Annotated in this window: 23 protein-coding genes and 1 other annotated feature; of the genes, 22 read left to right on the forward strand and 1 reads right to left on the reverse strand. The window is 33.1% G+C overall.

Annotated features, from left to right (window positions below):
* Positions 1 to 128: 128 nt before the first annotated feature.
* The 13 genes from ftsA (at position 129) to LJ207_RS05395 (ending at position 15,626) form a co-directional block, all read left to right on the forward strand.
* Positions 129 to 1,403, forward strand: a complete 1,275-nt coding sequence (ftsA, locus tag LJ207_RS05335) for a cell division protein FtsA (protein ID WP_229344824.1) — start codon at positions 129 to 131, stop codon at positions 1,401 to 1,403.
* A 59-nt stretch (positions 1,404 to 1,462) separates the two neighbouring features.
* Complete coding sequence (gene ftsZ, locus LJ207_RS05340; RefSeq protein ID WP_229344826.1) at positions 1,463 to 2,536, forward strand: cell division protein FtsZ; 1,074 nt, start codon at positions 1,463 to 1,465, stop codon at positions 2,534 to 2,536.
* Between the two features lie 68 nt (positions 2,537 to 2,604).
* On the forward strand, positions 2,605 to 3,513 hold the full coding sequence (locus tag LJ207_RS05345; protein WP_229344827.1) for a biotin/lipoyl attachment domain-containing protein: 909 nt from the start codon (positions 2,605 to 2,607) through the stop codon (positions 3,511 to 3,513).
* Between the two features lie 4 nt (positions 3,514 to 3,517).
* Entirely contained in the window at positions 3,518 to 4,222 is a 705-nt protein-coding gene (locus tag LJ207_RS05350; RefSeq protein WP_229344829.1) for a YggS family pyridoxal phosphate-dependent enzyme, read from the forward strand.
* A gap of 17 nt (positions 4,223 to 4,239) precedes the next feature.
* On the forward strand, positions 4,240 to 4,512 hold the full coding sequence (locus tag LJ207_RS05355; protein WP_229344830.1) for a YggT family protein: 273 nt from the start codon (positions 4,240 to 4,242) through the stop codon (positions 4,510 to 4,512).
* A 25-nt stretch (positions 4,513 to 4,537) separates the two neighbouring features.
* A complete protein-coding gene (locus tag LJ207_RS05360; protein WP_229344832.1) occupies positions 4,538 to 5,326 on the forward strand; it encodes a YlmH family RNA-binding protein in 789 nt (262 codons plus the stop codon).
* A gap of 19 nt (positions 5,327 to 5,345) precedes the next feature.
* Positions 5,346 to 5,852 (forward strand): DivIVA domain-containing protein, encoded by a 507-nt coding sequence (locus tag LJ207_RS05365; protein WP_229344833.1) that lies wholly within the window; start codon positions 5,346 to 5,348, stop codon positions 5,850 to 5,852.
* Positions 5,853 to 5,928: 76 nt separating this feature from the next.
* Positions 5,929 to 6,134, forward strand: a binding site (T-box leader).
* 57 nt (positions 6,135 to 6,191) lie between these two features.
* Positions 6,192 to 8,987, forward strand: a complete 2,796-nt coding sequence (ileS, locus tag LJ207_RS05370) for an isoleucine--tRNA ligase (RefSeq protein ID WP_229344835.1) — start codon at positions 6,192 to 6,194, stop codon at positions 8,985 to 8,987.
* Positions 8,988 to 9,102: 115 nt separating this feature from the next.
* Positions 9,103 to 9,537, forward strand: a complete 435-nt coding sequence (gene lspA, locus LJ207_RS05375) for a signal peptidase II (protein WP_229344836.1) — start codon at positions 9,103 to 9,105, stop codon at positions 9,535 to 9,537.
* A gap of 10 nt (positions 9,538 to 9,547) precedes the next feature.
* On the forward strand, positions 9,548 to 10,462 hold the full coding sequence (locus tag LJ207_RS05380; protein WP_229344838.1) for an RluA family pseudouridine synthase: 915 nt from the start codon (positions 9,548 to 9,550) through the stop codon (positions 10,460 to 10,462).
* A gap of 61 nt (positions 10,463 to 10,523) precedes the next feature.
* Positions 10,524 to 11,726: an FprA family A-type flavoprotein gene (locus LJ207_RS05385; protein ID WP_229344840.1), complete on the forward strand. Its 1,203-nt coding sequence runs from the start codon at positions 10,524 to 10,526 to the stop codon at positions 11,724 to 11,726.
* A gap of 253 nt (positions 11,727 to 11,979) precedes the next feature.
* Complete coding sequence (gene fusA / locus LJ207_RS05390) at positions 11,980 to 14,049, forward strand: elongation factor G (protein WP_229344841.1); 2,070 nt, start codon at positions 11,980 to 11,982, stop codon at positions 14,047 to 14,049.
* 95 nt (positions 14,050 to 14,144) lie between these two features.
* Entirely contained in the window at positions 14,145 to 15,626 is a 1,482-nt protein-coding gene (locus LJ207_RS05395) for a copper homeostasis protein CutE (RefSeq protein ID WP_229344843.1), read from the forward strand.
* Here LJ207_RS05395 and LJ207_RS05400 read toward each other — a convergent pair.
* Positions 15,623 to 17,371 carry an Rqc2 family fibronectin-binding protein gene (locus tag LJ207_RS05400; RefSeq protein WP_229344849.1) on the reverse strand — a complete coding sequence of 583 codons (1,749 nt, stop codon included), beginning with the start codon at positions 17,369 to 17,371 and terminating at the stop codon, positions 15,623 to 15,625. The two genes, LJ207_RS05395 and LJ207_RS05400, sit on opposite strands and share 4 nt — an antisense overlap.
* A 215-nt stretch (positions 17,372 to 17,586) precedes the next feature.
* On the opposite strand from LJ207_RS05400, the gene remA reads away from it, so the two are divergent.
* The 9 genes from remA to fmt all read left to right on the forward strand — a co-directional run bounded on the left by remA (position 17,587) and on the right by fmt (position 25,616).
* On the forward strand, positions 17,587 to 17,832 hold the full coding sequence (gene remA / locus LJ207_RS05405; RefSeq protein WP_229344850.1) for an extracellular matrix/biofilm regulator RemA: 246 nt from the start codon (positions 17,587 to 17,589) through the stop codon (positions 17,830 to 17,832).
* Positions 17,833 to 17,849: 17 nt separating this feature from the next.
* Entirely contained in the window at positions 17,850 to 18,428 is a 579-nt protein-coding gene (gene gmk, locus LJ207_RS05410) for a guanylate kinase (protein WP_229344852.1), read from the forward strand.
* The gene (rpoZ, locus tag LJ207_RS05415; protein WP_229344854.1) at positions 18,421 to 18,624 is read left to right on the forward strand and encodes a DNA-directed RNA polymerase subunit omega; all 204 of its coding nucleotides are present in this window, start codon (positions 18,421 to 18,423) and stop codon (positions 18,622 to 18,624) included. The genes gmk and rpoZ overlap by 8 nt, the downstream gene beginning before the upstream one ends.
* Before the next feature lie 12 nt (positions 18,625 to 18,636).
* Positions 18,637 to 19,809 carry a bifunctional phosphopantothenoylcysteine decarboxylase/phosphopantothenate--cysteine ligase CoaBC gene (gene coaBC / locus LJ207_RS05420; protein ID WP_229344860.1) on the forward strand — a complete coding sequence of 391 codons (1,173 nt, stop codon included), beginning with the start codon at positions 18,637 to 18,639 and terminating at the stop codon, positions 19,807 to 19,809.
* 26 nt (positions 19,810 to 19,835) lie between these two features.
* A complete protein-coding gene (gene lgt, locus LJ207_RS05425) occupies positions 19,836 to 20,612 on the forward strand; it encodes a prolipoprotein diacylglyceryl transferase (protein ID WP_229344868.1) in 777 nt (258 codons plus the stop codon).
* Positions 20,613 to 20,705: 93 nt separating this feature from the next.
* Positions 20,706 to 21,890, forward strand: a complete 1,185-nt coding sequence (gene metK, locus LJ207_RS05430) for a methionine adenosyltransferase (protein ID WP_229344869.1) — start codon at positions 20,706 to 20,708, stop codon at positions 21,888 to 21,890.
* An 84-nt stretch (positions 21,891 to 21,974) separates the two neighbouring features.
* A complete protein-coding gene (gene priA / locus LJ207_RS05435; protein WP_229344871.1) occupies positions 21,975 to 24,203 on the forward strand; it encodes a replication restart helicase PriA in 2,229 nt (742 codons plus the stop codon).
* 23 nt (positions 24,204 to 24,226) lie between these two features.
* A complete protein-coding gene (gene def, locus LJ207_RS05440; RefSeq protein ID WP_229344873.1) occupies positions 24,227 to 24,679 on the forward strand; it encodes a peptide deformylase in 453 nt (150 codons plus the stop codon).
* Positions 24,680 to 24,683: 4 nt separating this feature from the next.
* Entirely contained in the window at positions 24,684 to 25,616 is a 933-nt protein-coding gene (gene fmt / locus LJ207_RS05445) for a methionyl-tRNA formyltransferase (protein ID WP_229344874.1), read from the forward strand.
* The last annotated feature ends 23 nt before the right edge of the window (positions 25,617 to 25,639 follow it).

A 25,639-nucleotide genomic window follows, 5' to 3' on the forward strand; every position in this document is an offset into this window, starting at 1 on the left:
ACTTTTATAATAAAGGATAAATGCTTTTTATATTGAATATTTTACAATAGAATTTAATAAAAATTTTACTTTCACAATATATTTTGTTTTAAAATATTTTATTTAGCAAAGAAAGGAGGTAGACTGTTGTGAAGAGAAGAATTGTAACAGGACTTGATATTGGCACAACAAAGATTTGTGCTTTAATTGCAGAAGTAAGTGGAGAAGATAATATCGAAATTGTGGGGATTGGTTTAGCTCCCTCAAATGGACTTCGCAAAGGTATTGTTGTAGATATAGATAAAACAACTCATGCGATTAAAAGTGCTATCCAAAAAGCGGAAAGAATGGCCGGACAAAAAGTGGATTCTGCTTATGTAGGTATAGCTGGCTCACATATTAAGTCTATCAACAGTCATGGTGTTGTTGCAGTCACTGGAGAGGAAAAAGAAATCAAAGAGAGCGATATAAATAGAGTGCTTGATGCGGCGAAAATTATTCCTGTATCTTCTGAGGAAGATATTTTGCATGTTCTACCGCGAGAATTTATAGTTGATGGTAGTCCGGGAATTCAGGATCCTCTTGGTATGTCAGGAATAAGATTAGAGGTGGAAACCCATATTATTAAGGGGGTTTCAACATCTATTCAAAACTTAGTAAAAAGTGTTTTAAGAGCGGGTTTAAGTGTTGAAGAAGTTGTGCTTGAGCCGCTTGCTTCAAGTCAGGCTGTGCTTTCTGAAGACGAAAAAGAATTAGGTGTTGTTCTGGTTGATATTGGGGGAGGAACAACTGATTTGATAGTCTTTCATGAGGGAAGTATTGCCCACACATCTGTATTACCTGTTGGTGGAAATCATGTGAGCAATGATATAGCGGTTGGTTTAAGGACACCTGTTTCTGAAGCTGAAAAAATAAAGATTATGCATGGTTCAGTTATTTCAGAAAGGGTAGATGAAAATGATAAAATTGAAGTTTTATCAGCCAGTGGTAAGGAAAGAAAAATGCTTTCGCGCAAGATGCTTTCCCAAGTAATCGAACCTAGAATGGGTGAGATTTTTTCTCTGGTTAAAAAAGAGCTTGATCAAGTAGGATCAAGAGATTTAACTCCTGCAGGTATGGTATTAACCGGAGGAGCATCTTTACTTGAGGATTCTGAAGAATTAGCTTCTAATATTACAGAGCTTCCAGTCAGAATCGGAGAGCCAGATTATGTTAGTGGTCTCTCAAATGTAATAGACAACCCAGTTTATATCAAAAAAGGAGACACAGTGCCAAGAGCTATATTTTCTACAGCGGTTGGCTTAGTAGAGTACGGAATAGATAATAGTGATGCTAAGAATAATTCAGCCCGCAGTAAAAACAGTAAAGAAGTGGTAAGTAATTTCTTCAGTAAATTAAAAAGCTGGTTTAGTGAATTTTTCTAAACATGATTTTAAAGAGCTTTTAAATTTACATATAATCCTTATACAGGGAGGTATAAATAGTGTTTGATATCGGAACAGAAATTGAACAATTTGCAAATATAAAGGTTGTTGGAGTTGGTGGTGGAGGTAATAATGCTGTTAACAGAATGATTGAAGAAGGACTTGATGGAGTAGAATTTGTAGCAATTAATACTGATGCTCAGGCTCTAATGTCATCAAATGCAGGTGTTACAATTAGAATTGGACAAAAAATAACCAGAGGACTTGGAGCCGGTTCAGATCCAGAAATTGGTTTGGAAGCTGCTCAAGAAAATGAAGAAGAAATAGCTCAGGCAATTGATGGAGCAGATATGGTTTTTATAACTGCAGGAATGGGTGGAGGAACCGGTACAGGTGCAGCTCCGGTAGTTGCTGAAGCTGCAAAGAAACAAGGTGCTTTAACCGTAGGGGTAGTAACTAAACCATTGACTGTTGAAGGAAAAACAAGAATGAATAATGCTATTACAGGTATTGAGGAATTAAAAAAGAAAGTAGATACTTTAATTGTTATCCCAAATGATAGATTACTTGAAGTTGCTGAAGAGCAGACAAGTTTGATGGATGCTTTTAAAATTGCAGATAATGTTTTAAGGCAGGGTGTACAGGGTATATCTGACTTGATCACCATTACTGGAATCATTAACCTTGACTTTGCAGATGTTAAAACAATAATGACAGATGCAGGTTCTGCATTAATGGGTATAGGTACTTCCAATGGAGAAAATAGGGCAACTGATGCAGCTAAACGGGCTATTGCTTCTCCACTTTTAGAAGCCTCTATAGATGGTGCTCGAGGAGTTTTACTTAACATAACCGGTGGCTTAGATTTAGGAATCCATGAAGCTAATGAAGCAGCAAGGGTGATCCAGGAAGTTGCTGATCCAGATGCTAATATAATTTTAGGAGCAGTGATTGATGAAGAATTAGATCAGGAGGTAAAGGTAACGGTAATTGCAACCGGCTTTGATGCAGGAACACCTAAAAGAAGTGCAGATAAGGATGAACAAACTGTAACAGAAGAAGAATTTGAAATGGAGAGTTTTTCTGGAGATGACCTTGATATACCAGCGTTTTTAAGAAACAAGAAAAGCTAATCCAGGTCCTGATGTCGCGCGACATCAGGATTTGAATTGTAGTTTTTAATAAATGGCCGGGTGATAATATGCCAAAAAATAAAAGTTATCCCAAATTCAAAATATTTTTCCTCTTATTTATTTTTATTATTATTTTTATTATTGGCTATCAAATTTTAGGTGCAGCCAGATTTGAGACCATAACCGCATCTCAAGGTGAAATAATTGATGGTTTTTGGACTAATGCAGTTGTTGTTAGAGACGAAAAAGTTTTTAGCACACCTAAAAGCGGTAGAGCAGATCTTCTTGAAGCTGAAGGTGATAGAATTGCCGTAGGTGAAAAGGTAGCTGCAGTTAAAGCAAATAATGAAGAAAAAATTATTTATAATCATAAGGCAGGTATACTTAGTTTTGCTGTTGATGGTTTGGAGAACACAATTAACAGCAGCACAATTGACAGCTTAGATCTAAATAAAATTGATGATTATAAGGCTAATTATAAACACAGACTTACAGGCAGAAATATCAATGAAGGTGAGGCATTATATAGGATTATCAATAATTTTAACTTTCATTTAATTGTTCCTGCTTCTAGAGCACAAGCAGATCGCTTTAGAATTAATGAAATAGTCTTTGTTCAGGAAAAAAAATCTCAGGATATGTTGAGAGCCAGAATAATTGATATTAAAGCTGATAATCAGGATAATTATTATTTGTTTGTAAAAATGGATTTTTTTGTACCCCGTTGGATTAATGTCAGGCGGGTAAATATCAATTTTATAAAAAATATTTATCGAGGGATAGTAATACCTCGGAAGGCGATCTTTAATCAGCCGAGTGGACAGGGTGTATTAAAGGTCAGCGGCTATAATGAGTATCAATTCCAGGAAATAACTGTAATTGATTCTAATCAAGAAGCGGCAGTTGTTGAGGGAGTAGAAATCGGTGATAAAATAATTACAAATCCCGAAGATTTTGATTACGGCAGGGAGGGCTAATTTAATGAGTGAAGCAAATATAGTAGAAAACTACCAAGAAATTGATGAAAAGATAAGAAAAGCAGCAGAACGTTCTGGCAGAAAAAGAGAAGATGTTAAATTATTAGCTGTCAGCAAAACCCAATCAGCTGCAGAAATTAAAGCTTTAAAAGAGCTTGGAGTTCCCTTTTTTGGTGAAAACAGAGTTCAGGAATTGGAAGAAAAAGATGCTGAGTTAAAATCGGATGATATAGTTATAGACTGGCACTTTGTTGGACATCTGCAGCGAAATAAGGTAAAATACTTAATGAGAATGCAAAACTGTAAAATGATTGAATCAATAGATAGTTTTAGATTGGCCAAAGAGGTTAACAAAAGAGCCAAAAAAAATGAGAGGATAATTCCTGTTTTAATTCAAATTAATATTGCTGAAGATGATAATAAATTTGGTATCAAAGCTGAAAATGCTGAAGATTTTTTGCAAAAGATAATAAAATTTGAAAATCTTGAGGTAAAAGGTTTAATGACAATTTTACCTTATCTTGATGAGGAAGAAAGCTTAAGGTCATATTTTAAAGAGCTGAAGAAATTATTTGATCATTTGAGTCAAAATGTTAAAAAACTAAGCGAATTATCGATGGGAATGACTAATGATTATCAAATTGCAATAGAAGAAGGTGCAACCATAGTTAGAATTGGGAGAGCACTTTTTGGAGAAAGAGAATATTAAAAGTTGGAGGAAGTTACATGTATATGCTTGCAAGGATAATAAACACCCTATTTACAATCTTAAATTACTTTATAATTGCTAGAGTTATTATTTCTTGGGTAAGACCTAATCCTAGTGATCAAAGGTGGAGAAAATTAATCAGGTTAGTATATGATATTACAGAACCAATTTTAGGTCCGATCAGACAATTACTTCCTACAGGAAGTTTAGGAGTCGATTTTTCTCCCCTAATAGCATTATTTGCCTTATCTGTTGTCAGACGTTTTGTGATCAGATTATTAATTTATTAATCAATTTTCATAAAGGAGTTGTTTTATGTTTGAGCAGAAAACACTATTAAATCATCTGCATAGAGAAGAAGATAGGTTGATTGGATCTCATGTACTGGATAAATCAGAACGGGTCATAAAATATCACAAAACAGAGGCCAGTGATTTCTTAAATCCCTATCAACAACAAATTGCAGAAGATATAGTTAAGCAGATTTCTGATCTCAATTATAAATTTGAAGGTGGCTATAAAGCTGCTGAAAGAAAAAGGCTAGTTCTTTTTCCAGAATATCTTTTTCCAGATTTAGTTGAGACTCAAATTGCTATATTTAAAATAAAGGGTAATTTTTCTTTTCAAAATTTAACTCATCGTGATTTTTTAGGTGCTGTGATGGGACTCGGTTTGCAGCGTAAGGTAATCGGTGATATTTTACTCCATTCTGAATTTGCCCAGCTTATTACTGCAGTTGAGGTTAAGGATATTATAGAGTTAAAGTTAGATAAAGTACATCAGGTGCCTGTCGAAATAGAGGCAATTTCTGCTGATGAAATAATAAAACCTACCCAACATGAAAAAGAAATTTTGACTACTGTTCCTTCTATGAGACTTGATGCTGTAGCTAGTTCTGGTTTTGGAGATTCACGCAGTAAGATGTCGCGGGCGATAAAAAATGAAGAAGTTAAGTTAAACTGGAAGGTAGAATCCGATCCTGCGGCTGAAGTGGAGATCGGTGATTTGATTTCGGTCAGAGGAAGAGGCAGGGTCAAAGTTGAAGAAGATAGAGGACTTTCTAATAAAGATAGAATTAAATTGACTCTAAAAAGATTAACCTAAGCAGAGAGGAAGTGTTATTTTGAAATTAAATCCACTTGAAATATATAACAAGGAGTTCAACAAATCTACCTTTGGCTATAATAAAAGTCAGGTTGATGATTTTATTGAAGATATTGGGGTAGCATATGAGCGCTTGTTGAAAGATATCAATAATTTACAGGAAGAAAACAAAAAGCTCAAAGAAAAAATAGAGCATTATCAAAAAATGGAAGATAGATTAAATAATACTCTTGATACTATGCAGGATACTATAGCTGACAGAGTTGAACAGGCTGAAAATGAAGCCCAGGTAATAATTAAAGAAGCTAAAGTTGAAGCTGATAAGATCAAAGAAAAAGCTAAAGCAGAGGTAGCTGCAGAAAAAAGAAAAGTAGAAGAATTAAGAGAACAGAAGAACTTTTTTAAAATCCGTTTTCAGACCTTACTGCAGAGTCATTTAGAAATGCTGCAGGATGATAAAGAAGAGGGTCTGAGAAGAGAAATAACTGAGCTAGAAAATGAATATGAGCAAGCAGATGAAGAATAATTTCCCAAGAGCTTTTTCATTATAGCTTGACTTAGAAAAAAATATGGTTTATAATTGAAAAAGTATAATATTGAAGAAATTGACATTGAAGGGCAGAGTATCAAGCTTTAATAGTTTAGAGCGAGTCGGGTCTGGTGGAAGCCGATAAACAGAAGTTTGAGAAGATCAGCCTGGAGTTAGTAGGTGAAATCATTAGTCTACTCGTATTTCTGCGTTAAAGAATACTTAAGATAATATCAATCGATATTAATTAGGGTGGTACCGCGGTCTCTCGTCCCTTTAGTGGATAGAGGCTTTTTTTATTTTTATTATAAATTTTACAGGAGGTTATTAATTTAGATGAGCTATAAAGATACTATTAACTTACCAAACACAGAATTCCCGATGCGGGCTAATTTAAGTGAAAGAGAGCTTGATTTCCAAAAAATTTGGGAAGAAAACAATATTTATGAAAAAGCAGTTAAAAATAGGGAAGGAAAAGAATCTTTTATTTTGCACGATGGACCTCCCTATGCTAATGGAGATATTCATATTGGACATGCCTTAAATAAAATTTTAAAAGATTTTGTAACCCGCTTTGCAACACTTAAAGGTTATTATTCACCTTATGTGCCTGGTTGGGATACTCATGGTTTACCAATTGAACACCAGGTAAAAAGTGAAATGAGTGATCAAGAGCGAAAAGATTTATCAGTTGAAGAACTAAGAGAAAAATGTACTAATTATGCTTTAAAATATATTGATCGTCAGCGTGAACAGTTTAAAAGACTTGGGGTCTGGGGAGAGTGGGATGCTCCTTATTTAACCTTAAGCCCTGAATATGAGGTAAAACAGATCGAAGTTTTTGGCGAAATGGCTAAAAAGGATCTATTTTATCGCGGCAAAAAACCTGTTCACTGGTGTCCTCACTGTGAAACAGCTCTAGCTGAAGCTGAGGTTGAATATGGTGAAGATAGAGCACCTTCTATTTATGTGAAGTTTCCGCTTAAAGAAAAGTTTGAAGTAGGAGGAGTTAGTTTAAATAAAGATAATAGTTATGTTGTTATCTGGACCACAACTCCCTGGACACTTCCTGCAAATATGGCGATTGCATTTCATCCTGAATACCCATATGTTGTAGTAGAAGCTGAGGGTGAGAATTTGATAATGGCCAAGGAATTAGTTAGTAATGTAATGGAGATAAGTGGAATTGAAGAATACGAAATAATCAGTGATGAGTTTAGTGCTAAAGAACTGGAGAATAAAAAATGTCGTCATCCATTTGAAGATAGAGATTCATTACTGATTTTAGGAGAGCATGTAACCCTAGAACAGGGTACAGGTTGTGTTCATACTGCTCCTGGACATGGACATGATGACTTTGTAGTTGGTCATCAAGAATATGGTTTAGATGTTTATGCTCCGATGGATAATAGAGGTTATTTTACAGAAAAAGCAGGTGACTTCGCGGGTAAAAGCACTGATGAAGTTAATATTATGGTAACTGATAAATTAAAAGAAAAAAATCTTTTAATGGATTTAAGCTTTATTGATCATCAATATCCTCACTGCTGGCGCTGTAAAGGTAATTTATTATTTAGGGCTACAGATCAGTGGTTTGCCTCAATAGATGCTATTAAGGAGAAGACTTTAAAGGCAATCTCTGAAGTTGAATGGCATCCCAGCTGGGGAGAAGAAAGAATGAAAAATATGATCTCAGAAAGATCAGATTGGTGTATTTCTCGCCAGAAAAAATGGGGAGTTCCAATTCCTATTTTCTACTGTGATGATTGTGAAGAAGCAGTGATTAATGATGATACCTTAGATTCTGTGAAAAAGATTTTTGCAGTTGAAGGTTCTTCTGCCTGGTATAAATATCCTGCAGAAAAATTACTGCCTAAAGACTATAGTTGTCCTCATTGTGATGGCAGCAGCTTTACTAAGGAAGAAGACATAATGGATGTCTGGTTTGATTCAGGCTCAAGTCATAAAGCAGTTTTAGAAACTAGGGAAAACTTAAGCTGGCCGGCCCAGATCTATTTAGAAGGAACTGATCAATATCGTGGTTGGTTTAACTCTTCTTTGCTGACTGCAGTAGCAACTGAAGGAAGAGCACCCTATAATGAAGTAATTACAAATGGCTTTACTGTTGATGATAAAGGAAACAAAATGTCTAAATCTCAGGGTAATGTAGTTTCTCCCCATAAGGTTATAGATCAGTATGGAGCAGATATTTTAAGGTTGTGGGTGGCTTCATCTGATTTTAAAAATGATGTTAAGGTTTCTGATAATATCCTTAAACAAAACTCAGAGGTTTACAGAAGAATTAGAAATACCTATAGATTTGTACTTGGTAATGTCAGTGATTTTGATAAAGAAAAAAATTATGTAAAATATGAAGATCGTAAAGAATTGGATCGCTGGATAATGATTAGACTTCAGGATTTAATTAAAAAAGTTACAAGTGCCTATGAAAAATATGAATATCATCGGGTATATCATGATGTCCACAATTTCTGTACTGTTGAGATGAGTTCTCTTTATATGGATATCACAAAGGACCGCTTATATACCGATGGCACAGACTCTTTAAGCAGACGCTCTGCTCAGAGTACACTTTATGATATTATGATGGCCCTGGTGGTAATGCTTGCTCCATTATTACCTCACACATCTGAAGAGGTATGGCAGTTCTTAGGAGATAAAGTTGCAGCAAAAGAAAGTGTCTTCTTAAGTGATTGGCCAGAGCTTAAGAAAGCCTATTATGATCAGGAGCTAACTGCTAAATGGGCTGATTTATTGAATATAAGAAAAGATGTTTCTAAAGCCTTAGAATTAGCAAGAGCTGATAAAAAGATCGGTAATTCTTTAGAGGCAGGTGTAGAATTAAAAGGAGCTTCAGAAGCTCAATTAGAACTGCTTGAAAATGAACTGGAACAGTTAGCAGATCTATTTATTGTATCTCAGGTGGAATTGAATGATCAACTGAGTGAAGGTGAAGCCTATCTCGGTGAAGAAAGTTCAGTCCTTGTCAAAGTCAATGAAGCTAAAGGTGATAAATGTGATCGTTGTTGGAAATATGATGAGTCAGTTGGTAAAGGAGAAGAACATAAAGATATCTGTAACCGCTGTGCTTCAGTCATAGAATCTGAATAACTTTGTTCTTAAATAAGGCGGCCTTAATTATTAAGGTCGCCTTTTAAAAATTTTTCTTTTGGCTTGATTGTTTTAATTTTCTTATTATGTTAAAATTAAAACTGGAGCTGATTACATGTGGATAGTTGTTTTTTCCAGTTTAATTATATTAATTGATCAGATCACAAAATTTTTAGTCAGAAATAATTTATTAGAATCTCAGCAAATAAATATTATAGCTAATTTATTATCTCTGCGCTTTATAAAAAATGAAGGGGCAGCTTTTGGTATTTTAGAAGGTCAGCGCCATCTTTTTATTATTGTAACCTTCTTCTTTTTTGCTTTACTTTATTATTTATATAAAAAAGAATTATCTGATAACCTCAGCAGCAAATTAGCTCTAATTTTTTTAATAGGGGGAAGTATCGGTAATTTAATTGATCGAATCAGCTATCATTATGTAATAGATTTTATTGCAGTTGCTAATTTTCCGGTATTTAATGTCGCAGATATTTTTATATTTTTCGGTATAATATTATTATTATTTAATCTTTTGTTTAGAGAAAATTGAGGGATATTTAATGAAAGAATATAATTTAAAAATCGCTAGTTCTGAAGCTGGACAAAGAATAGATAAATACTTAGCTGCTCAGTTTGAAGATTTATCCAGGAACTACATCCAAAAATTAATAGAAACTGCTAAAATAAAGGTCAATCATGATTCGGTTCAAAATAGTTATTTAATTAAAGAAGCTGATGAGATTAAAGTTATTATTGATCAGCCTGAAAAGTCATCTATCAAACCGGTTGAGATTGAGCTTGAGATAGTTTATGAAGATCAAGATATTATTATAATTAATAAGGATGCAGATATGGTTGTTCATCCTGCTCCAGGTCATTATGATGATACCATTGTTAATGCTCTGCTGGCTTATACTGATGATTTGTCTGCTATTAATGGAGTAAAAAGACCTGGAATAGTTCACAGGCTTGATAAAGATACTTCTGGTTTACTTTTAGTGGCTAAAAATGATAAAAGTCATAAAGAACTGTCCAGACAGTTTAAAAAAAGAGAAGTAGATAAATATTATACAGCTTTATTAAAAGGTGTACTACCATATAAAAAAGGTAAAATAGATGCACCAATTGGACGGCATCCAAAGCAAAGAAAAAAGATGGCAGTTAGAAAAAGAAAAAGCAAAAAAGCTGTTAGCCGTTTTAAAATTTTAGAAAGTTTTAAGAATCATACCCTGGTCGAGGTGAAGATAGAGACAGGGAGAACCCATCAGATCAGAGTTCATTTTGCCTATCTTGGTTATCCAGTTGTCGGGGACCAAAAATATGGTTCCAAAAATAATCTCGGAGCAAAAAGACAGCTCTTACACGCTAAAAAATTAGCTTTTAAACACCCAGGGACAGGAGAAAGGGTAGAGTTTGAAGCTGAACTTAAAAGTGATTTTAAAGAAATATTAACTGAGTTGAGACAAGAAAATTAATTTTTTTTGAAGCAGGAAATTATTCTTTTTACTAGAAAATCAATATAAGGAGGAGATTTATTTGTATCATTCTATTAAATTAACAGATAATGTTCATTGGGTTGGAGTAAATGATAAGGAAACTGATTTATTTGAATCTTTATGGCCTTTACCTGAAGGTATATCTTATAATTCTTACATAATTGAAGATGAAAAAGTTGCTCTAATAGATACGGTTAAAATCAACTATAATGATACCTTGTTGAGTAAAATTAAAGGGATTATTGGTGATAAAGATGTAGATTATTTAATTATTAATCATATGGAACCAGATCATTCTGGATCTATTAAATCATTATTAGAAGCCTATCCAGATATGAAGATTGTTGGTAACAAAAAGACTCTGGAATTTTTAGAAGGGTTTTATGGAATCACTAAAAACACTCAAGTTATAGCTGATGGTGATCAACTTGATCTTGGTTCACGCAAATTAACATTTTATATAACTCCAATGGTACACTGGCCTGAAACTATGATGACCTTTGATGAAAAAGAAGAAATTTTATTTGCCGGAGATGCCTTTGGTGGTTTTGGTTCTTTAAATGGTTATTTATTTGATGATGAAGTAAATCTTGATTTTTTTGAAGATGAAATAAGACGCTATTTCTCAAATATTATCGGTAAATTTGGTCCGGTTGTCCACAAAACAATTGAAAGATTAAAATCAGAACTGGATATCCAAATGATCGCTTCTACCCATGGTTTAGTCTGGAGAGAAAATCCCGGCTATATTATAGAAGAATATGATAAGTGGAGCCAGCAGCAGACTGATGAAGGAGTAGTTGTAGTTTATGGTACAATGTATGGAAATACCAAAGTGATGGCTGAGGTTGTTGCTAGATCTTTATCTGAACATGGGATTGAAAATATTGAACTTTATGATGTTTCCAGAAAAGATATTTCTTTTATTATTAATGATATTTGGAAATACAATGGGATTGTCTTAGGAAGCTGCACATATAATAATGGAATATTTCCACCTATGGAATATCTCTTAAAAAGTCTGGAAACCAGAAATCTTAAAAAGAGGGTTTTAGGTATATTTGGTTCATATAGTTGGAGTGGTGGTGCCTTAGATAGGTTAATTGAATTTAAGGATTTTGTTACCTGTAATATAACCGAACCGATTATTGAAACTAAGTTTTCACCAAACCATGATGTTTTAGAGCAGTGTTATGAATTAGGAAAAAATGTTGCTGAAGCAGTAAAAGTAAATAATAATTAAGATATAGTTAATCTAGGCTGCAGAAAGTTAATATTTTGCTATTTAAACTAGCTGTAGTCTAATTATCTCTTTTTTATTTTCTTTTATTTTTTATAATAAATATTCAAAAAATTAAAGGAATTTAAACAACTATCGTAGAAGTACTAATATGGCTTTTAATTTAAAATAAGGCTTTAAAAAGCTTTATTTAATTTTAATTATTCAAGATTAATTAAAAAATTAACAAAATATTAAAACTAATTAGGGAAGGTTGGTGGAAAAATTGAGTAAAATTCAAAGTAAAGACATTAGAAATTTCTGCTTTATATCACATGGAGGTGCGGGTAAATCAACACTAACTGAGATGCTGCTTTATAATGCAGGTGCAATTGAGCAGCCGGGAAGTGTTGATAAAGGAAGTTCTAAATCTGATTTTAGTGCTGTTGAAAAAGACCACAAACATTCTGTACACAATAGTTATTTTAATTTTGAATGGCATAATAAACTCTTTCATTTTATTGATACCCCTGGTTATGCAGATTTTAGAAGTGAGGTAGTTAGTGCACTTAAAATGGTAGAAAGTGCAGTTCTGCTTGTTGATGCTGCTTCTGGGATAGAGGTTAATACCGGTTATGTTTGGGAATTGGCCGATAAAAATGATTTAGCCAAAGCAGTATTTATAAATAAAATTGATAAAGAAGAAGCCGATTTTGATAAGGTAGTTGCAGAATTAAGAAGTACATATGACGATAATTTTGCAGTAGTCACAATTCCTTATTATGAAGATGGCAAATTAGTTGGAATTATAGATCTTTTAGATGAAAAAATGTTTAAAATGGAAGAAGGACTTGAACATCCTTATGATATTCCAGCATCTGAAGAAGATAGGGTAGCAGAATTTGAGCTTGAATTAATTGAATCAATTGTTGAGCTTAATGAAGAATTAATGATAAAATACCTGGATGATGAAAAGATCACCAACAAAGAGTTAACTAAAGCCTTTGAAGAAGAAATAGCAGGAGAAGAGCTGGTACCGGTTTTTGCAGGTTCTGCTGTTAATAATTGTGGGGTTGCTAAATTTTTAGATGACTTAAGTAAAATTCTTCCTTCAGCTGCTGAATCACATATTAACCATCTTGTAAAATCAGGTTCAGCTCCAGAAACTACAGCTGAAAGCAAATTCAGTGCTCAGATCTGTAAAACAATGGTTGATCCTTATATAGGTAAACTTTCAATTTTCAGGGTATTTTCAGGTAAATTAGAACGAGATGATAGAGTTTATATCCCTAATATTGATGAGGAAATTAAAGTGAGCAAACTTTATAAATTAAATGGTGCAGATCAAAGAAATGTTGATGATTTAACTGCAGGAGAAATTGGAGCAGTAGCAAAAATTGATCTTTTAGAAACTTCTTATACCATGAGAGATCCAGAAATGGATGTTTATTATAATGAATTAGAGTTTCCAAAACCAATGTATACCAGAGCAGCTTATCCTGCTGATGGTGTAGATGAAGAGAAAATGGCTTCTGTGCTGCAGAGATACAGTGATTCAGATCCAAGCTTTAATGTTGAATATAATAAGACAACAAAAGAGCTGCTCTTAACAGGGATGGGAACAATTCATTTTATTATGATCAAAGATGAATGTAAACGCAAATATGATGTTGATTTTACCACCACCGAACCTAAGGTTGCCTATAGAGAAACAATTCAAAAAACAGTTGATGTTGAAGAAAAATATAAAAAGCAGTCTGGTGGAAGAGGCCAATATGGTCATGTTTTAATGAAAATGAAACCCCTCCCTCGAGGCAAAGGCTTTGAATTTGAAGAAGAAATTTTTGGGGGAGCAATTCCAGGTCAATATATTCCGGCTGTAGAAAAAGGAATTATAGAGGCTAAACAGGAAGGTACTTTAGCTGGCTATCCGGTTGTTGATTTTAAAGTTGTTCTCTATGATGGTTCTTATCATGATGTTGATTCTTCAGAAATGGCCTTTAAAATAGCTGCTTCTAAAGCATTTAGAAAAGGCTTAGCTCAGGCTAAATCTGTATTATTAGAACCTATTATGAATGTTAAAGTAACAGTTCCCCAGGATTTCATGGGCGATATAATGGGAGACTTTAATTCACGCCGGGGAAGAATTCAGGGTATGGACCCCACAGATGGCAAACAAATTATTAAAGCAAAGGTTCCTCAGTCAGAAATGTTTAATTATGCGGTAGATTTAAAATCGATTACAGGTGGTTATGGATCTTTTGATATGGAGTTTTCTCACTATGATAAAGTTCCAGGTGACATCAGTGAAAAAGTAATTGAAGAAAGAAATATAGAGAGTGCTTAAAAATTAATAAAGGCAAATATAACTTAAGTATAAAAGGCCAGCAGCGCTGGCCTTTTATGTGTTTATGATATATAATTAATTTTGGAGGAATTAATATGGAATTACTTTTGATCTTAGTTACAGCCTTATTATTTACAGCACCTGTTTACATACCACAGCTCTTTTTCCTGAGTTATTTAGCTTTTATTCCTTTAATTTATTTAACTCGCGAAAAAGATTACAGGCATTCTTTTATAATTGCCTGGTTAATTGCTGTTATTGTAGGTTTTTTAAGCTTCTTTTGGCTTTATTACCCGCTTTCAGAGCTGCTTGAAATGCCCTTTGTTTTTGTGTTTTTAATTCTCTTTTTATATATACTTATTTCTTCTTCAGCTTTAGCTATTTGGGTTATTTTAAATAAATTTTTACAGCCCAAAAATTCCTTTAGTCCTTTTATTGCAGCTTTTAGCTGGGCCAGCTTAGAATACTTGCGCTTTAATTACTTTAATATTAATCCTTTTAATTATCTAGCTTACAGCCAAAGTTCTTTTAGCAGTCTACTTAATTATGCTTCTTTAGGTGGGATTTTCTTAGTCTCATTTTTAGCAGTTTTGATTGCTGGTTATTTAGTCAAGATCTATTATAAACCCTCAATTAAAAGAACTGTACCCTTAATTATTATTTTAGTTTTGATAATTTTTATAATACCAAATAGATTTAATTCGGGAGCAGATCAAAGTAGAGAAAAAATTGATATCATTAATTTAAGCCAAATAAATAATGAGATAATTTTTGATGAAGTGGAAGAAAATACAGAGCTTTTAGGAGAATTGATAGCAGAAAGTAATAATCAATATTTGTTTGCCCCTCAAAATAGCTTAGGCTTTGACCTGCTTCGCAACAATTATTATCGGGATAAGTTTTATGCTCAAATAGAAGGAGAATTGGAAGCTAAGTTTTTGCAAATCGGTTCTAAGGCGGCTGAAGAGAATAATTTTGAGGCCGAGTTAAAAGATTCTCTCTTTTTAATTGACAGCAATTTAGAAATCATTAACCGTTATGATAAAAGCACTAAGAACTTATTTTTGAATAATTTCTTTTTGCGAGATGAGCTGGGAGCAATTTTAAATAGATTTATCAATCTTGACCCTCAACCCTTTAGTTTAGAAGCTAAGGAAGTAATTGAATTAAATGATCTCAATTATTTAAATCTAATTTCAAGCGAGATATATAACCCCTTAATTTTTAAGGGACAAAACCATGATTTTAATTTAATTGTTCATTCCAGTGATGAGAGAAGGATAGATTTTAAAGTTTTCAAAAACTACAGCTGGGGAGCAGCTGTTTTAAGGGCAGCAGAGAATAGTGTTTCTGTGCTCAAGACAAGTAGAGCGGGATATAATGGTTATATAACACCAAGAGCTAAAGCAGAAATAAAAACTAATTCTACTAAGGGAGTTATTGAAACAGAAGTGCTGCTGCAGAGCAGCAGCAGTTATTACCAGAGAAACCCAGATAGAATAGCAGAAATTATGCTTATAATCACTGCTCTTATTTTTCTGCTTAAAACAATAGTGGTGATCAAAAATAAATATTAATCTTTAGCCAGTTTTTTGACAAGTTCTGGATCAGGGTCAATGTAAATAGTTTGATAGTTTTCGTAGTAAACAAGCCCTGGTCTGGCTCCTTTAGGTTTATTAACATTTTCAACTTCAGTATAATCTATTGGAACATTTTTGGAATCTCTAGCTTTGCTAAAATAGGCTGCTAAAGAAGCTGCTTCATTTAAAGTAGTATCAGGTACTTCTTTAGATGTATCTCGTTTAATTATCACATGTGAGCCGGCAATTGTTTTGGTATGAAGCCAGATATCACCATTGTTTGCTATTTTTTTAGTTAATTTATCATTTTGTTTATTATTTCTTCCGATTAAAATCTGATAACCATTACTTGAAATAAATTTACGCGGCGGCAGTTTTTTGCCGCCTTTGTTTTTGCTTTTTTGTTTTTGCTTTTTTATATAATTCTCTTCTTTTAATTCTTCCCTTATTTCTGCTAAATCTTCAAGTGATTCTGCCTGTTCAATATTTAGCATAACTTGATTTAAATATTTTTCTTCGTGTCTTAGCTTGGCAATTTCTCTTTTAAGATGTTTTACGCTTTTTTGTAGTTTATTATATTTTTTAAAATATTTTTGGGCATTTTCAGCTGGAGTTAAGGCTGGATCAAGTTTGATTTTGATCTCATTTTGAGCTTCACTATAATAATCGGTTAAAACTGCTTCTTTTTGTCCTTTTTCAAGCTGATAAATATTTGATTTAATCAATTCACCTTTTTTCTTATATTTATCGGCATTTTTACTTTCTTTGAGCTGTTTTTTAAGCTTTTTTTGTTTCTTTAAATTTTTATTTAAGTAATTTTGAACTATTTTCTTTAAATTATTAATTGATTTTTTTAATTCTTTATCTTTTAGAAAATTAAGGTAGTAGTAATCCATCATTTTACTAATATTTTCAAAATCCATTATTTTATCAGGATCTCTGTGTTCTAAAGGAAAAGCAGAAATATAATCAACTTCTTCATCTTTTAAGGCAATTACAGCTTTATAATTATTGTTTTTTACCAGTTCAAATATTTTAATAAATGATTCAGCTAGGTCCCTTTGTTGAGAAGCATTCAGTTTATCATAATTTTGAGAGGGATCTATCTCAGCTCTGTAAACTATCTCTCTGGCTGAATAGGGGCCAATACCCCTAAAATTATACATTACTGCTCTATATGCCGCCTGTTCAAATTCTTCATCGATAAGAGTTAAAAATTCTTCAGGGGTTTTAATTGTTAAAGGATTATATTTATCCTGGCCGGGAGGAGCCTGATATTTTTGGCCTGGATAAAGCTGTCTTTCTTTATTTTGTTCCTCGGTTATTCTTTTCATCGCATCTAAGATTATATCATTATCATCTAATAAGATTAGATTACTGTATTTCCCCATCAATTCTGCAATCAGGGTATATTTTTTGCCCCTTTTTTCTATTTCGATTTGGATGACCCTTTCAAAGTCTTTTTGGGTAATATTTTGGATATATGAATTTTTTAAATACTTTCTTAAAAGCATGCAAAAATCAGGTGGATAAGAAGGATAATCAAAATCTAATTGACTAAGATTGATCCTTGCTCCCTGAGGATCAGTAGAAATCAGCAGTTTTAAATTTTGATTATTATGTCTTAAATTGATAATAATCAACTTTTTTTCTATTTGATAAGTTTTTTCTATTCTGGCTCCCAGAATATTTTCTTTTAAATTATCTTTTAATGCAGAAAGCATAATTCCATCAAAAGCCATTTTAATCACTCCTTATTTATATTTTTAAATGGCTGTTAAGCCTTTAATTCTTTCCTTTAAGTATAAAAGAAAGAAAAGCTCTAGTCAATTTATAGTTAGAAATACTTCTTCAGCTTTAACCCCTTGTCAAATTATAACAGCTGTGATATCATTAATAAAGATAAGGATAGCGTAGCTAATCGATTATAAACTAATATAGTAGGAGGATAATAACAATGGATGTAAATTTAATCAATATTGGGTTTGGAAATATTATAGCTGCTAATAGAGTTATTGCAGTTGTAAGCCCTGAATCTGCTCCAATAAAGAGGATTATTCAGGAGGCAAGAGAAAGAGGAATGTTAATTGATGCTACATATGGACGCCGTACAAGAGCGGTAATTATAACAGATAGTGATCATGTTGTATTATCTGCCATTCAGCCTGAAACTGTAGCCCACCGACTGGAAGATAGTAAATAATTATTGGAGGTATATAGATGAAGAAAGGGATTTTATTTGTATTATCTGGGCCATCAGGTGTGGGTAAAAACACAGTTTTAGATGAACTTTTTAAAGATTTTGCTGGTGTTTCTTATTCTGTCTCAGCTACAACTAGAGAAGCTAGAAATGGTGAAATCGAGGGAGAAGACTATTTTTTTATAACTGAGGAAAAATTCAAAGAAATAGAGGCAGATAATGGCTTTATAGAAAGTGCAGTAGTCCACGGCCATTATTATGGAACTCCCAAAAAATTTGTTGATAAAAAATTAGCTGAGGGTGAAGATATCATTTTAGAAATTGATACCCAGGGGGCAAAACAGGTTAGAGAAAAATATCCTGATGCTGTTTATATCTTTCTGCTTCCACCCTCATTAGAAGAACTTGAAAATCGCCTGGATAAAAGAGGTTCTGAAAATAATAAAAGTAAAAGTATCAGGCTGAAAAATGCCAGAAAAGAATTAAAAGAAGTTCATAATTACGATTATGAAGTCATTAATGACAGCTTATCTAAAGCAGTAAGAGAAATTAAAAAAATAATTATCGCTGAACAAAAAAGGAGAGATCAAGATGATTAATGAACCATCTGCAGAACAATTAGTTGATAAAGCTGACAGTTTATATACTGTAATAATTTTAGCTGCCAAAAGAGCCAGACATTTAAAAGATGGTGGCTATGAGCTGCTCGATGAATATCGCAGCAATAAAGTAGTTTCAAAAAGTCTTGAAGAAATAGAAAAAGATAAGATTTCTTATCAAAAAAAAGATAAATAAAGGAGATTTCTTATGTCTGCAAATATTACACTTGGGGTAACTGGTGGTATTGCCGCCTATAAAATGTTATCGGTTGCAAGTAAATTAACAAAATTAAATTATAATGTTTATACTGTAATGACTGAGGCTGCAACTAAGTTTGTAAGTCCATTAGCCTTTCATTCAATAACCCATCTGGATGTAGAAACAGAGTTGTTCAGCAGTTGGAGCAGTAATGAAGTAAAGCACATTGAGCTTGCTGATAAAAGTGAGCTTTTTTTGCTTGCTCCCGCAACAGCTAATTTTATTGCTAAAGCTGCTGCAGGAATTGCAGATGATCTTTTAACAACTGTCATTTTAGCGAGACAGGCACCGATTTTGATTGCTCCCTCAATGAATGTGCATATGTTTGAAAATGAGGTTGTACAGAGAAATTTAAATAATTTAGAGGAGCTAGGCTTTAAAATAATCACTCCTGGTGAAGGATATTTAGCCTGTGGTTATACAGGTAAAGGAAGGCTTCCAGAACCAGATATTTTAGTTGAACATGTTGAAAAAGAATTAACTAAAAAGGATTTGCAAGATAAAAAGATTTTGATATCAGCTGGACCAACCAGAGAAGCAATTGATCCGGTCAGATTTTTAAGTAATTATTCCAGCGGCAAAATGGGTTATGCCCTGGCTAAAGCTGCTTCCTATAGAGGGGCAGATGTTAGCCTTGTTTCTGGACCTACCCAGCTGCAAACACCACTGGGGGTAAATAAGATCGAGGTAGAAACAGCTTCAGAAATGGAAACAGCAATATTAAAAGAATTTAAAGAGGCTGATATTACAATCATGGCAGCTGCTGTAGCTGACTATACTCCTAAAAATTATAATAAAGAAAAGCTTAAAAAAAGAGATGCTGAGCTCAAGCTGGAATTAAAGAGAACTACCGATATCTTAAAAGAATTAGGAGCAAAGAAAAGAAAAGATCAACTTTTAGTTGGTTTTGCAGCTGAAAGCGAAGATCTGATTAAAAATGCCAGAAAAAAACTTGCTAGCAAAAAAGCAGATTATATAATTGCCAATGATATCAGTGATAAAAATATTGCCTTTGCCAGTGATAAAAACAAAATTACCATTTTATCTCAAAACAGCAGCCAGGCAATGCCTTTAGAAAACAAAGAAGATTTAGCCCATAAAATTTTTGATTATTTGATTTAAAGCACTAAAGCTAGATAAGGATAAAGGTGATAAAAATTATAGACCCAGTAATGATTGAGATCTTTTCTTTTCCTATCAGGTGGTATGGAGTTATAATAATTTCTGCAATATTAATTGCCCTGATTATTTTAAATAACTTACTTAAAAGCGAAAGTGATTTAGATTTCGAATTTTTTATCGACTTTCTTTTATTTGCTTTTCCTTTGGCTGTAATTGGGGGCAGATTATATTATGTAATCTTTAATCTTGATTATTATTTGGCTGATCCAATTAGGATTATTGCATTTAGAGAAGGTGGACTGGCAATTCATGGAGCTTTAATCTTTGCTTTTTTAGTTTTATTTTTAATGACTAAAAAAAGAGATATTCCTCTGCTGAAAACACTTGATTATATTAGTCCTCCCCTTGTATTAGCTCAGAGTATTGGCCGCTGGGGTAACTTTTTTAATCAGGAAGCTTATGGTAGAATTGTCAGAGCTGAATATTTTAGATTTTTGCCTGATTTTATTCAAGAACAGATGTATATCAGGGGAGAGTTTAGAGAGCCCACCTTTTTATATGAGTCAGCTGCTAATTTTTTTATCTTTATATTTCTATATTTTTATTTAACTAAAAAGCAAAAAACTACTGGTAATACCTTTGCTTTTTATTTATTGTTTTATTCAATTTTTAGATTTATTATTGAGGATTTAAGAGTTGATAGCTTGCTTTTTGCAGGCCTGGAAGTCGCAAAAATAGTAAGTTTAATTTCAGCTCTTATTGCCATCTCTTTATTATTGATAAACAAAAATAAAAACAATTAAATAATACTTTATTTGAAATTGAAACTCAAAATCTAATATGCTAAACTTAGTTTATTAATAAACTTTTTGTTAAGCTATATGAAAGGTGATAATATGACAAAAAAATATTTGTTTACTTCTGAATCAGTAACTGAAGGACATCCAGATAAGGTGGCTGATCAAATTTCAGATGCTGTTTTAGATGCCATTTTAGAAAAGGACCCTGAGGCAAGGGTTGCCTGTGAAACTTTTGTCACAACTGGTTTGGTTTTGATTTCGGGAGAAATTACTACCTCATGTTACGTTGATTTAACCAAGATTGCCCGAGAAACAGTCAATGATATCGGATATACCAGGGCCAAATATGGTTTTGATGGTGAAACATGTGCTGTTTTGACCGCTATTGATGAACAATCAGGTGATATTGCTTTAGGGGTAGATCATGCCTTAGAAGAAAAAGAAGGTAAATCCCAGCCAGAACTAGGAGCAGGAGATCAGGGTTTAATGTTTGGTTATGCTTCAGATGAAACAGAAGAATTGATGCCTTTACCAATTATGCTTGCTCATAAATTAGCCAGAAGACTGGCTGAAGTAAGAAAAGATGGTATTATAGATTATTTAAGACCAGATGGTAAGACCCAGGTCACAGTTGCATATGAGGATAATACTCCTCTCTATGTTGATAAGGTGGTTGTTTCTTCTCAGCACCATCCGGATATCAGCCAGGAAGAAATTAAAAAGGATATTATTAAGCATGTAATTAAAGCAATAATACCAGAAGAACTATTAAAAGAAGAAAGCAGATTTTTAATAAATCCAACCGGAAGATTTGTTATAGGTGGACCAAACGGTGATTCTGGTTTAACAGGTAGAAAAATTATTGTAGATACCTATGGAGGTACAGCCCGCCATGGTGGTGGTGCTTTCTCTGGTAAAGATCCAACAAAAGTTGACCGCTCAGCATCTTATGCAGCCCGTTATATTGCTAAAAACATTGTAGCTGCTAAATTAGCTAAAAAATGTGAAGTGCAGATCTCTTATGCAATCGGAGTTGCTGAACCACTTTCACTGATGGTTGACACCTTTGGAACCGGGATAATCGAGGATGAAAAATTAACCGAAATTGTAGATCAAGAATTTGATTTAAGACCTGCTCAAATAATCAAGAGCTTAAAATTACGCCGGCCCATCTATAATCAAATAGCTGCTTATGGCCATTTTGGCAGACATGACCTTGATTTAAGTTGGGAGAAAACTGATCGGGTTGAAAGTTTAAGAAAAAAAGCTGGTTTAGAATAACTAGATAAAACAAATAGACTATACCGGAGGTTTTTTACTGCCTTCGGTTTAATATTTTGTTTCTAATTTGGAAAGGGATTAATTATGGGAAAAGTTCTAAAAGCAATAGTAGATTTGCCGCTAAGAGAATTGAATAAAGAATTTGATTATTTAATTCCAGCAGAATTAGAAAATAAGCTTGAGATAGGACATTTAATAAAGGTCCCTTTTTCTAATCGTAAAGTTTCTGCTTTTGTGACAGAGGTTGATGCAGAGGCTGAAATAGCTCCTGAAAAAATAAAAAAAGTAAGTGGGTTAATTTATGATCGGCCTTTTTTTGACCAAAATTTATTGAATTTATTCAGATGGATAGCAGCCTATTATCATTCTTATTTGATTCAGGTTATAAAAGCTGCTTTACCTCCTGGAATTACAGAAAACAAAGTAAGCAGAAAAAAACTTAAATATATTAAATTAAAAGCTGAAGCTGATGAGCATCAAGAAATTTTAGCTAAACTTAATAAAAGAGCACCTAAACAGTATTTAATTTATTCTTATCTTTTAGCAAATAAAAATAAAAGTATTACTTTAAAAAAAGCAGCAGAATATGCAGAAACTTCTCGGCAAACTGTATATCGTTTAATAGAAAAAGATCTGCTGGAAGTATATGCTGATTATATAGATAGAATACCTGAGCTAGAAAAGCTAGAATCTGAGTCAGCAGCTGAAACAGCAAGCCTGAGTGAAGAAGATCATCAAGTAATAGATAAGATATTTGCTTCTGTTCTTGCTTCAAAGCCGGATAAATTTTTATTAGAAAGCTCTCACCATAAGCAGAGATTTTCTTTTTTAAAAGAATTAATTGATAAAAGCATTTCAGAAGCTAAAGAGCTAATAATTTTAGTTCCTGAAATAGATAAGGATTTAGTTTTAATAAAAAAACTTAAAGCTTATTATCAGGATAAAATAGCCCTTCTCCACAGTCAACTCAGCCAAGGAGAACGTTTTGATGCCTGGAGGAGAATTCAAAGATCAGAAGTTTCAATTGCTTTAGGAGCAAGGTCTGCAATTTTTGCCCCTTTTAATAATTTGAAATTGATCATAATCTTAGAAGAAAACAATCACAGCTATAAACAGCAGGAACATCCTCTTTATCATGCCAGACAGGTTGCTGTAAGGAGACAAAAAGAAAGTAAAGCAGTTTTAGTTTTAGAGGCTGACTCTCCTTCAATTGAGAGCAGGTATTTTGCCCAAGAAAATAAATATCAACTGTTAAAATTAGGCCAAAAAGATAATAAGCAGCCTAAAACTGAGCTGATTGATCTAAAAAAAGAGGTAGAAGCTGGCAATTTGAGTGATTTAAGTCAAAAGCTTAAAGATAAAATTCAGCTTAATTTAGCAAAAAAACAAAAAACATTGTTATTTTTAAACAGACGTGGCTACGGAAATTATGTAATATGTAAAAAATGCGGTTATGTTATTAAGTGTGATAACTGTGATATTTCTCTTCATTATCACAAAAATGAGCAGAAATTATCCTGTCATTATTGTGGGAGTCAAAAAAATATAGCCGAAAAATGTCCGGAATGCGGTAGTTCCTTTATTTCACCGGCAGGAATAGGAACAGAAAATATTGTTAAACAGTTAGAAGAGATTTACCCAACTGCTCAGATAAAAAGAGTTGATAGTGATATTAAACATAAAGCTGAAAAAATATTTAATGATTTTAAAAACGGTGAAATCGACATCTTAGTTGGTACTCAGATGATAATTAAACATGATTTTTATCCTGAACTTAATTTTTTAGGGGTTATTTCTGCTGATACAGCTTTAAATAGTTCTGATTTTAGAGCTTCAGAAAGCACTTTTCAGCTTTTAAGTGAATTAAAATCACTGCTTGCAAATAAAAAGGAAAGTGAATTTTTTATTCAGAGTTTCAAACCAGATCATTTCAGTATCAAAAGTGCAGCAGATAGTAATTATGATAATTTTTTTAAACAGGAATTAGCATTGAGAAAAGAAAGAAATTATCCACCTTTTTGTAGATTAGTAAATATTATTATTCAGGGTGTAGAAGAAAAAAAGGTTGCTGATAAAGCATTAAAGATAAGTTCTTTTCTTGATGATTGGGGAGAATATTATGCAGAAAAACTGGGAGCAGTACCAGCAGCAATAAAAAAGATTAGAAATAAATACCGCTGGCAGATAATCTTAAAATTCAAGTCTTTTCGTAATAGAGAATATATTATTCAGCTTTTAGAGAAAAAATTTAAAGCGAAGGCTGAATTCAAGATAGAGATTCGTATTGATGTAGATCCATATAAAATGTTATAATATAATTTAGGAGGTAGATATTTATGGCTGTCTTAAGGCTTAGAGAAATCGGTGATCCTGTTTTAAGAAGTAAAGCAAAAAAAGTTGATAAAATAACAGAAAAAACTAATCTATTAATAGATAATATGTTTGAAACAATGTATGCTGAAGAGGGCGTAGGATTGGCTGCACCACAAGTAGGCATTTTAAAAAGAATAGCTGTAGTAGATATCGGGGAAGGAAATCAAATAGTTTTAATTAATCCAGAGATAATTGAAGAAGATGGTAAGATGATCATGGAAGAGGGCTGTTTAAGTATCCCCGGTAGAACTGGTGAGGTTATTCGCTCAAAAGAAATTAAGGTTCGTTCTTTAAATAGAGATGGTGAAGAAATAGAATTCAAGGCTGAAGGCTTTGAAGCAAGGGCGATTCAGCATGAGATGGATCATCTAGATGGAGTTTTATTTATTGATAAAATGGTAGAATTAGTGGAGTGATTTTATGAAAATTATTTTTATGGGTACACCCGATTTTGCAGTTCCGTCACTAAAAAGAATAGCAGCAGATTCTGAAATAGAAATTGCTGCCGTTGTTACTCAACCAGATAGAGAAAGAGGCAGAGGACAGAAAGTTCAATTTTCAGCTGTGAAAAAGACAGCCTTAGACTTAGAGCTACCTGTTCTGCAGAGTGATAATGTTAACAGAACAGAATTTTTGGAGAAGTTGAGGGCCTTTGAGGCAGATTTTATTGTCGTAGTAGCTTTTGGTCAAAAATTAAGTGAAGAGCTGCTTGAGCTGCCAAAAGAAGCCTGTATCAACTTACATGCCTCTTTACTTCCTGAATACAGAGGTTCCAGTCCTATTCATAGAGCTATTATCGATGGCAAAAAAGTCACCGGTAATACAACCATGTATATGGGTCCTGGCTGGGATGATGGAGATATGATTTATCAGCAGGAAATTAAGATAAAACGTGATGATACTGTTGGTGATCTCCATAATCGAATGGCAGATAAAGGAGCTGAACTTTTAATAAAAACATTAAAAGATATTAAAGCGGGGACTGCTCCCAGAACAGCTCAGGATGATGATAAAGCAACTTTTGCCTATAAAATTGATAAATCACTAGGTGAAATTGACTGGAATCAAAGTGCAGAAACTATCTATAATCTGGTTAGAGGAGTAAATCCCTGGCCGGGTGCATACACCTATCTTAACGGAGATAGAATTAAGATCTGGCAGTTAGAGATTTCTGAACAAGAAAGTGATGAAGAAGCAGGTGTAATTATTAAAGCTGATAATAATGAAATTTTAGTTCAATCTGGTGAGGGAGTTATTGCAGTTAAAAAGCTGCAGCCAGCTGGTGCTAAAAAACTATCAGCCTCTGATTATTTAAATGGATATGATTTAGAACCCGGTCAAAAGTTTGGGTAAATTTATTTAAAAAAGACTTAATA

Source organism: Halanaerobium polyolivorans, from assembly GCF_020711195.1.
Classification (GTDB): domain Bacteria; phylum Bacillota; class Halanaerobiia; order Halanaerobiales; family Halanaerobiaceae; genus Halanaerobium; species Halanaerobium polyolivorans.

Excerpts from the sequence above, each read along its gene's own strand:
- LJ207_RS05345 (WP_229344827.1), top strand. The coding sequence starts at position 2,605 with ATGCCAAAAAATAAAAGTTATCCCAAATTCAAAATATTTTTCCTCTTA.
- LJ207_RS05350 (WP_229344829.1), top strand. The coding sequence starts at position 3,518 with ATGAGTGAAGCAAATATAGTAGAAAACTACCAAGAAATTGATGAAAAG.
- LJ207_RS05355 (WP_229344830.1), top strand. The coding sequence starts at position 4,240 with ATGTATATGCTTGCAAGGATAATAAACACCCTATTTACAATCTTAAAT.
- LJ207_RS05360 (WP_229344832.1), top strand. The coding sequence starts at position 4,538 with ATGTTTGAGCAGAAAACACTATTAAATCATCTGCATAGAGAAGAAGAT.
- ileS (WP_229344835.1), top strand. The coding sequence starts at position 6,192 with ATGAGCTATAAAGATACTATTAACTTACCAAACACAGAATTCCCGATG.
- lspA (WP_229344836.1), top strand. The coding sequence starts at position 9,103 with ATGTGGATAGTTGTTTTTTCCAGTTTAATTATATTAATTGATCAGATC.
- LJ207_RS05380 (WP_229344838.1), top strand. The coding sequence starts at position 9,548 with ATGAAAGAATATAATTTAAAAATCGCTAGTTCTGAAGCTGGACAAAGA.
- LJ207_RS05395 (WP_229344843.1), top strand. The coding sequence starts at position 14,145 with ATGGAATTACTTTTGATCTTAGTTACAGCCTTATTATTTACAGCACCT.
- LJ207_RS05400 (WP_229344849.1), bottom strand. The coding sequence starts at position 17,371 with ATGGCTTTTGATGGAATTATGCTTTCTGCATTAAAAGATAATTTAAAA.
- remA (WP_229344850.1), top strand. The coding sequence starts at position 17,587 with ATGGATGTAAATTTAATCAATATTGGGTTTGGAAATATTATAGCTGCT.
- gmk (WP_229344852.1), top strand. The coding sequence starts at position 17,850 with ATGAAGAAAGGGATTTTATTTGTATTATCTGGGCCATCAGGTGTGGGT.
- rpoZ (WP_229344854.1), top strand. The coding sequence starts at position 18,421 with ATGATTAATGAACCATCTGCAGAACAATTAGTTGATAAAGCTGACAGT.
- coaBC (WP_229344860.1), top strand. The coding sequence starts at position 18,637 with ATGTCTGCAAATATTACACTTGGGGTAACTGGTGGTATTGCCGCCTAT.
- metK (WP_229344869.1), top strand. The coding sequence starts at position 20,706 with ATGACAAAAAAATATTTGTTTACTTCTGAATCAGTAACTGAAGGACAT.
- priA (WP_229344871.1), top strand. The coding sequence starts at position 21,975 with ATGGGAAAAGTTCTAAAAGCAATAGTAGATTTGCCGCTAAGAGAATTG.
- def (WP_229344873.1), top strand. The coding sequence starts at position 24,227 with ATGGCTGTCTTAAGGCTTAGAGAAATCGGTGATCCTGTTTTAAGAAGT.
- fmt (WP_229344874.1), top strand. The coding sequence starts at position 24,684 with ATGAAAATTATTTTTATGGGTACACCCGATTTTGCAGTTCCGTCACTA.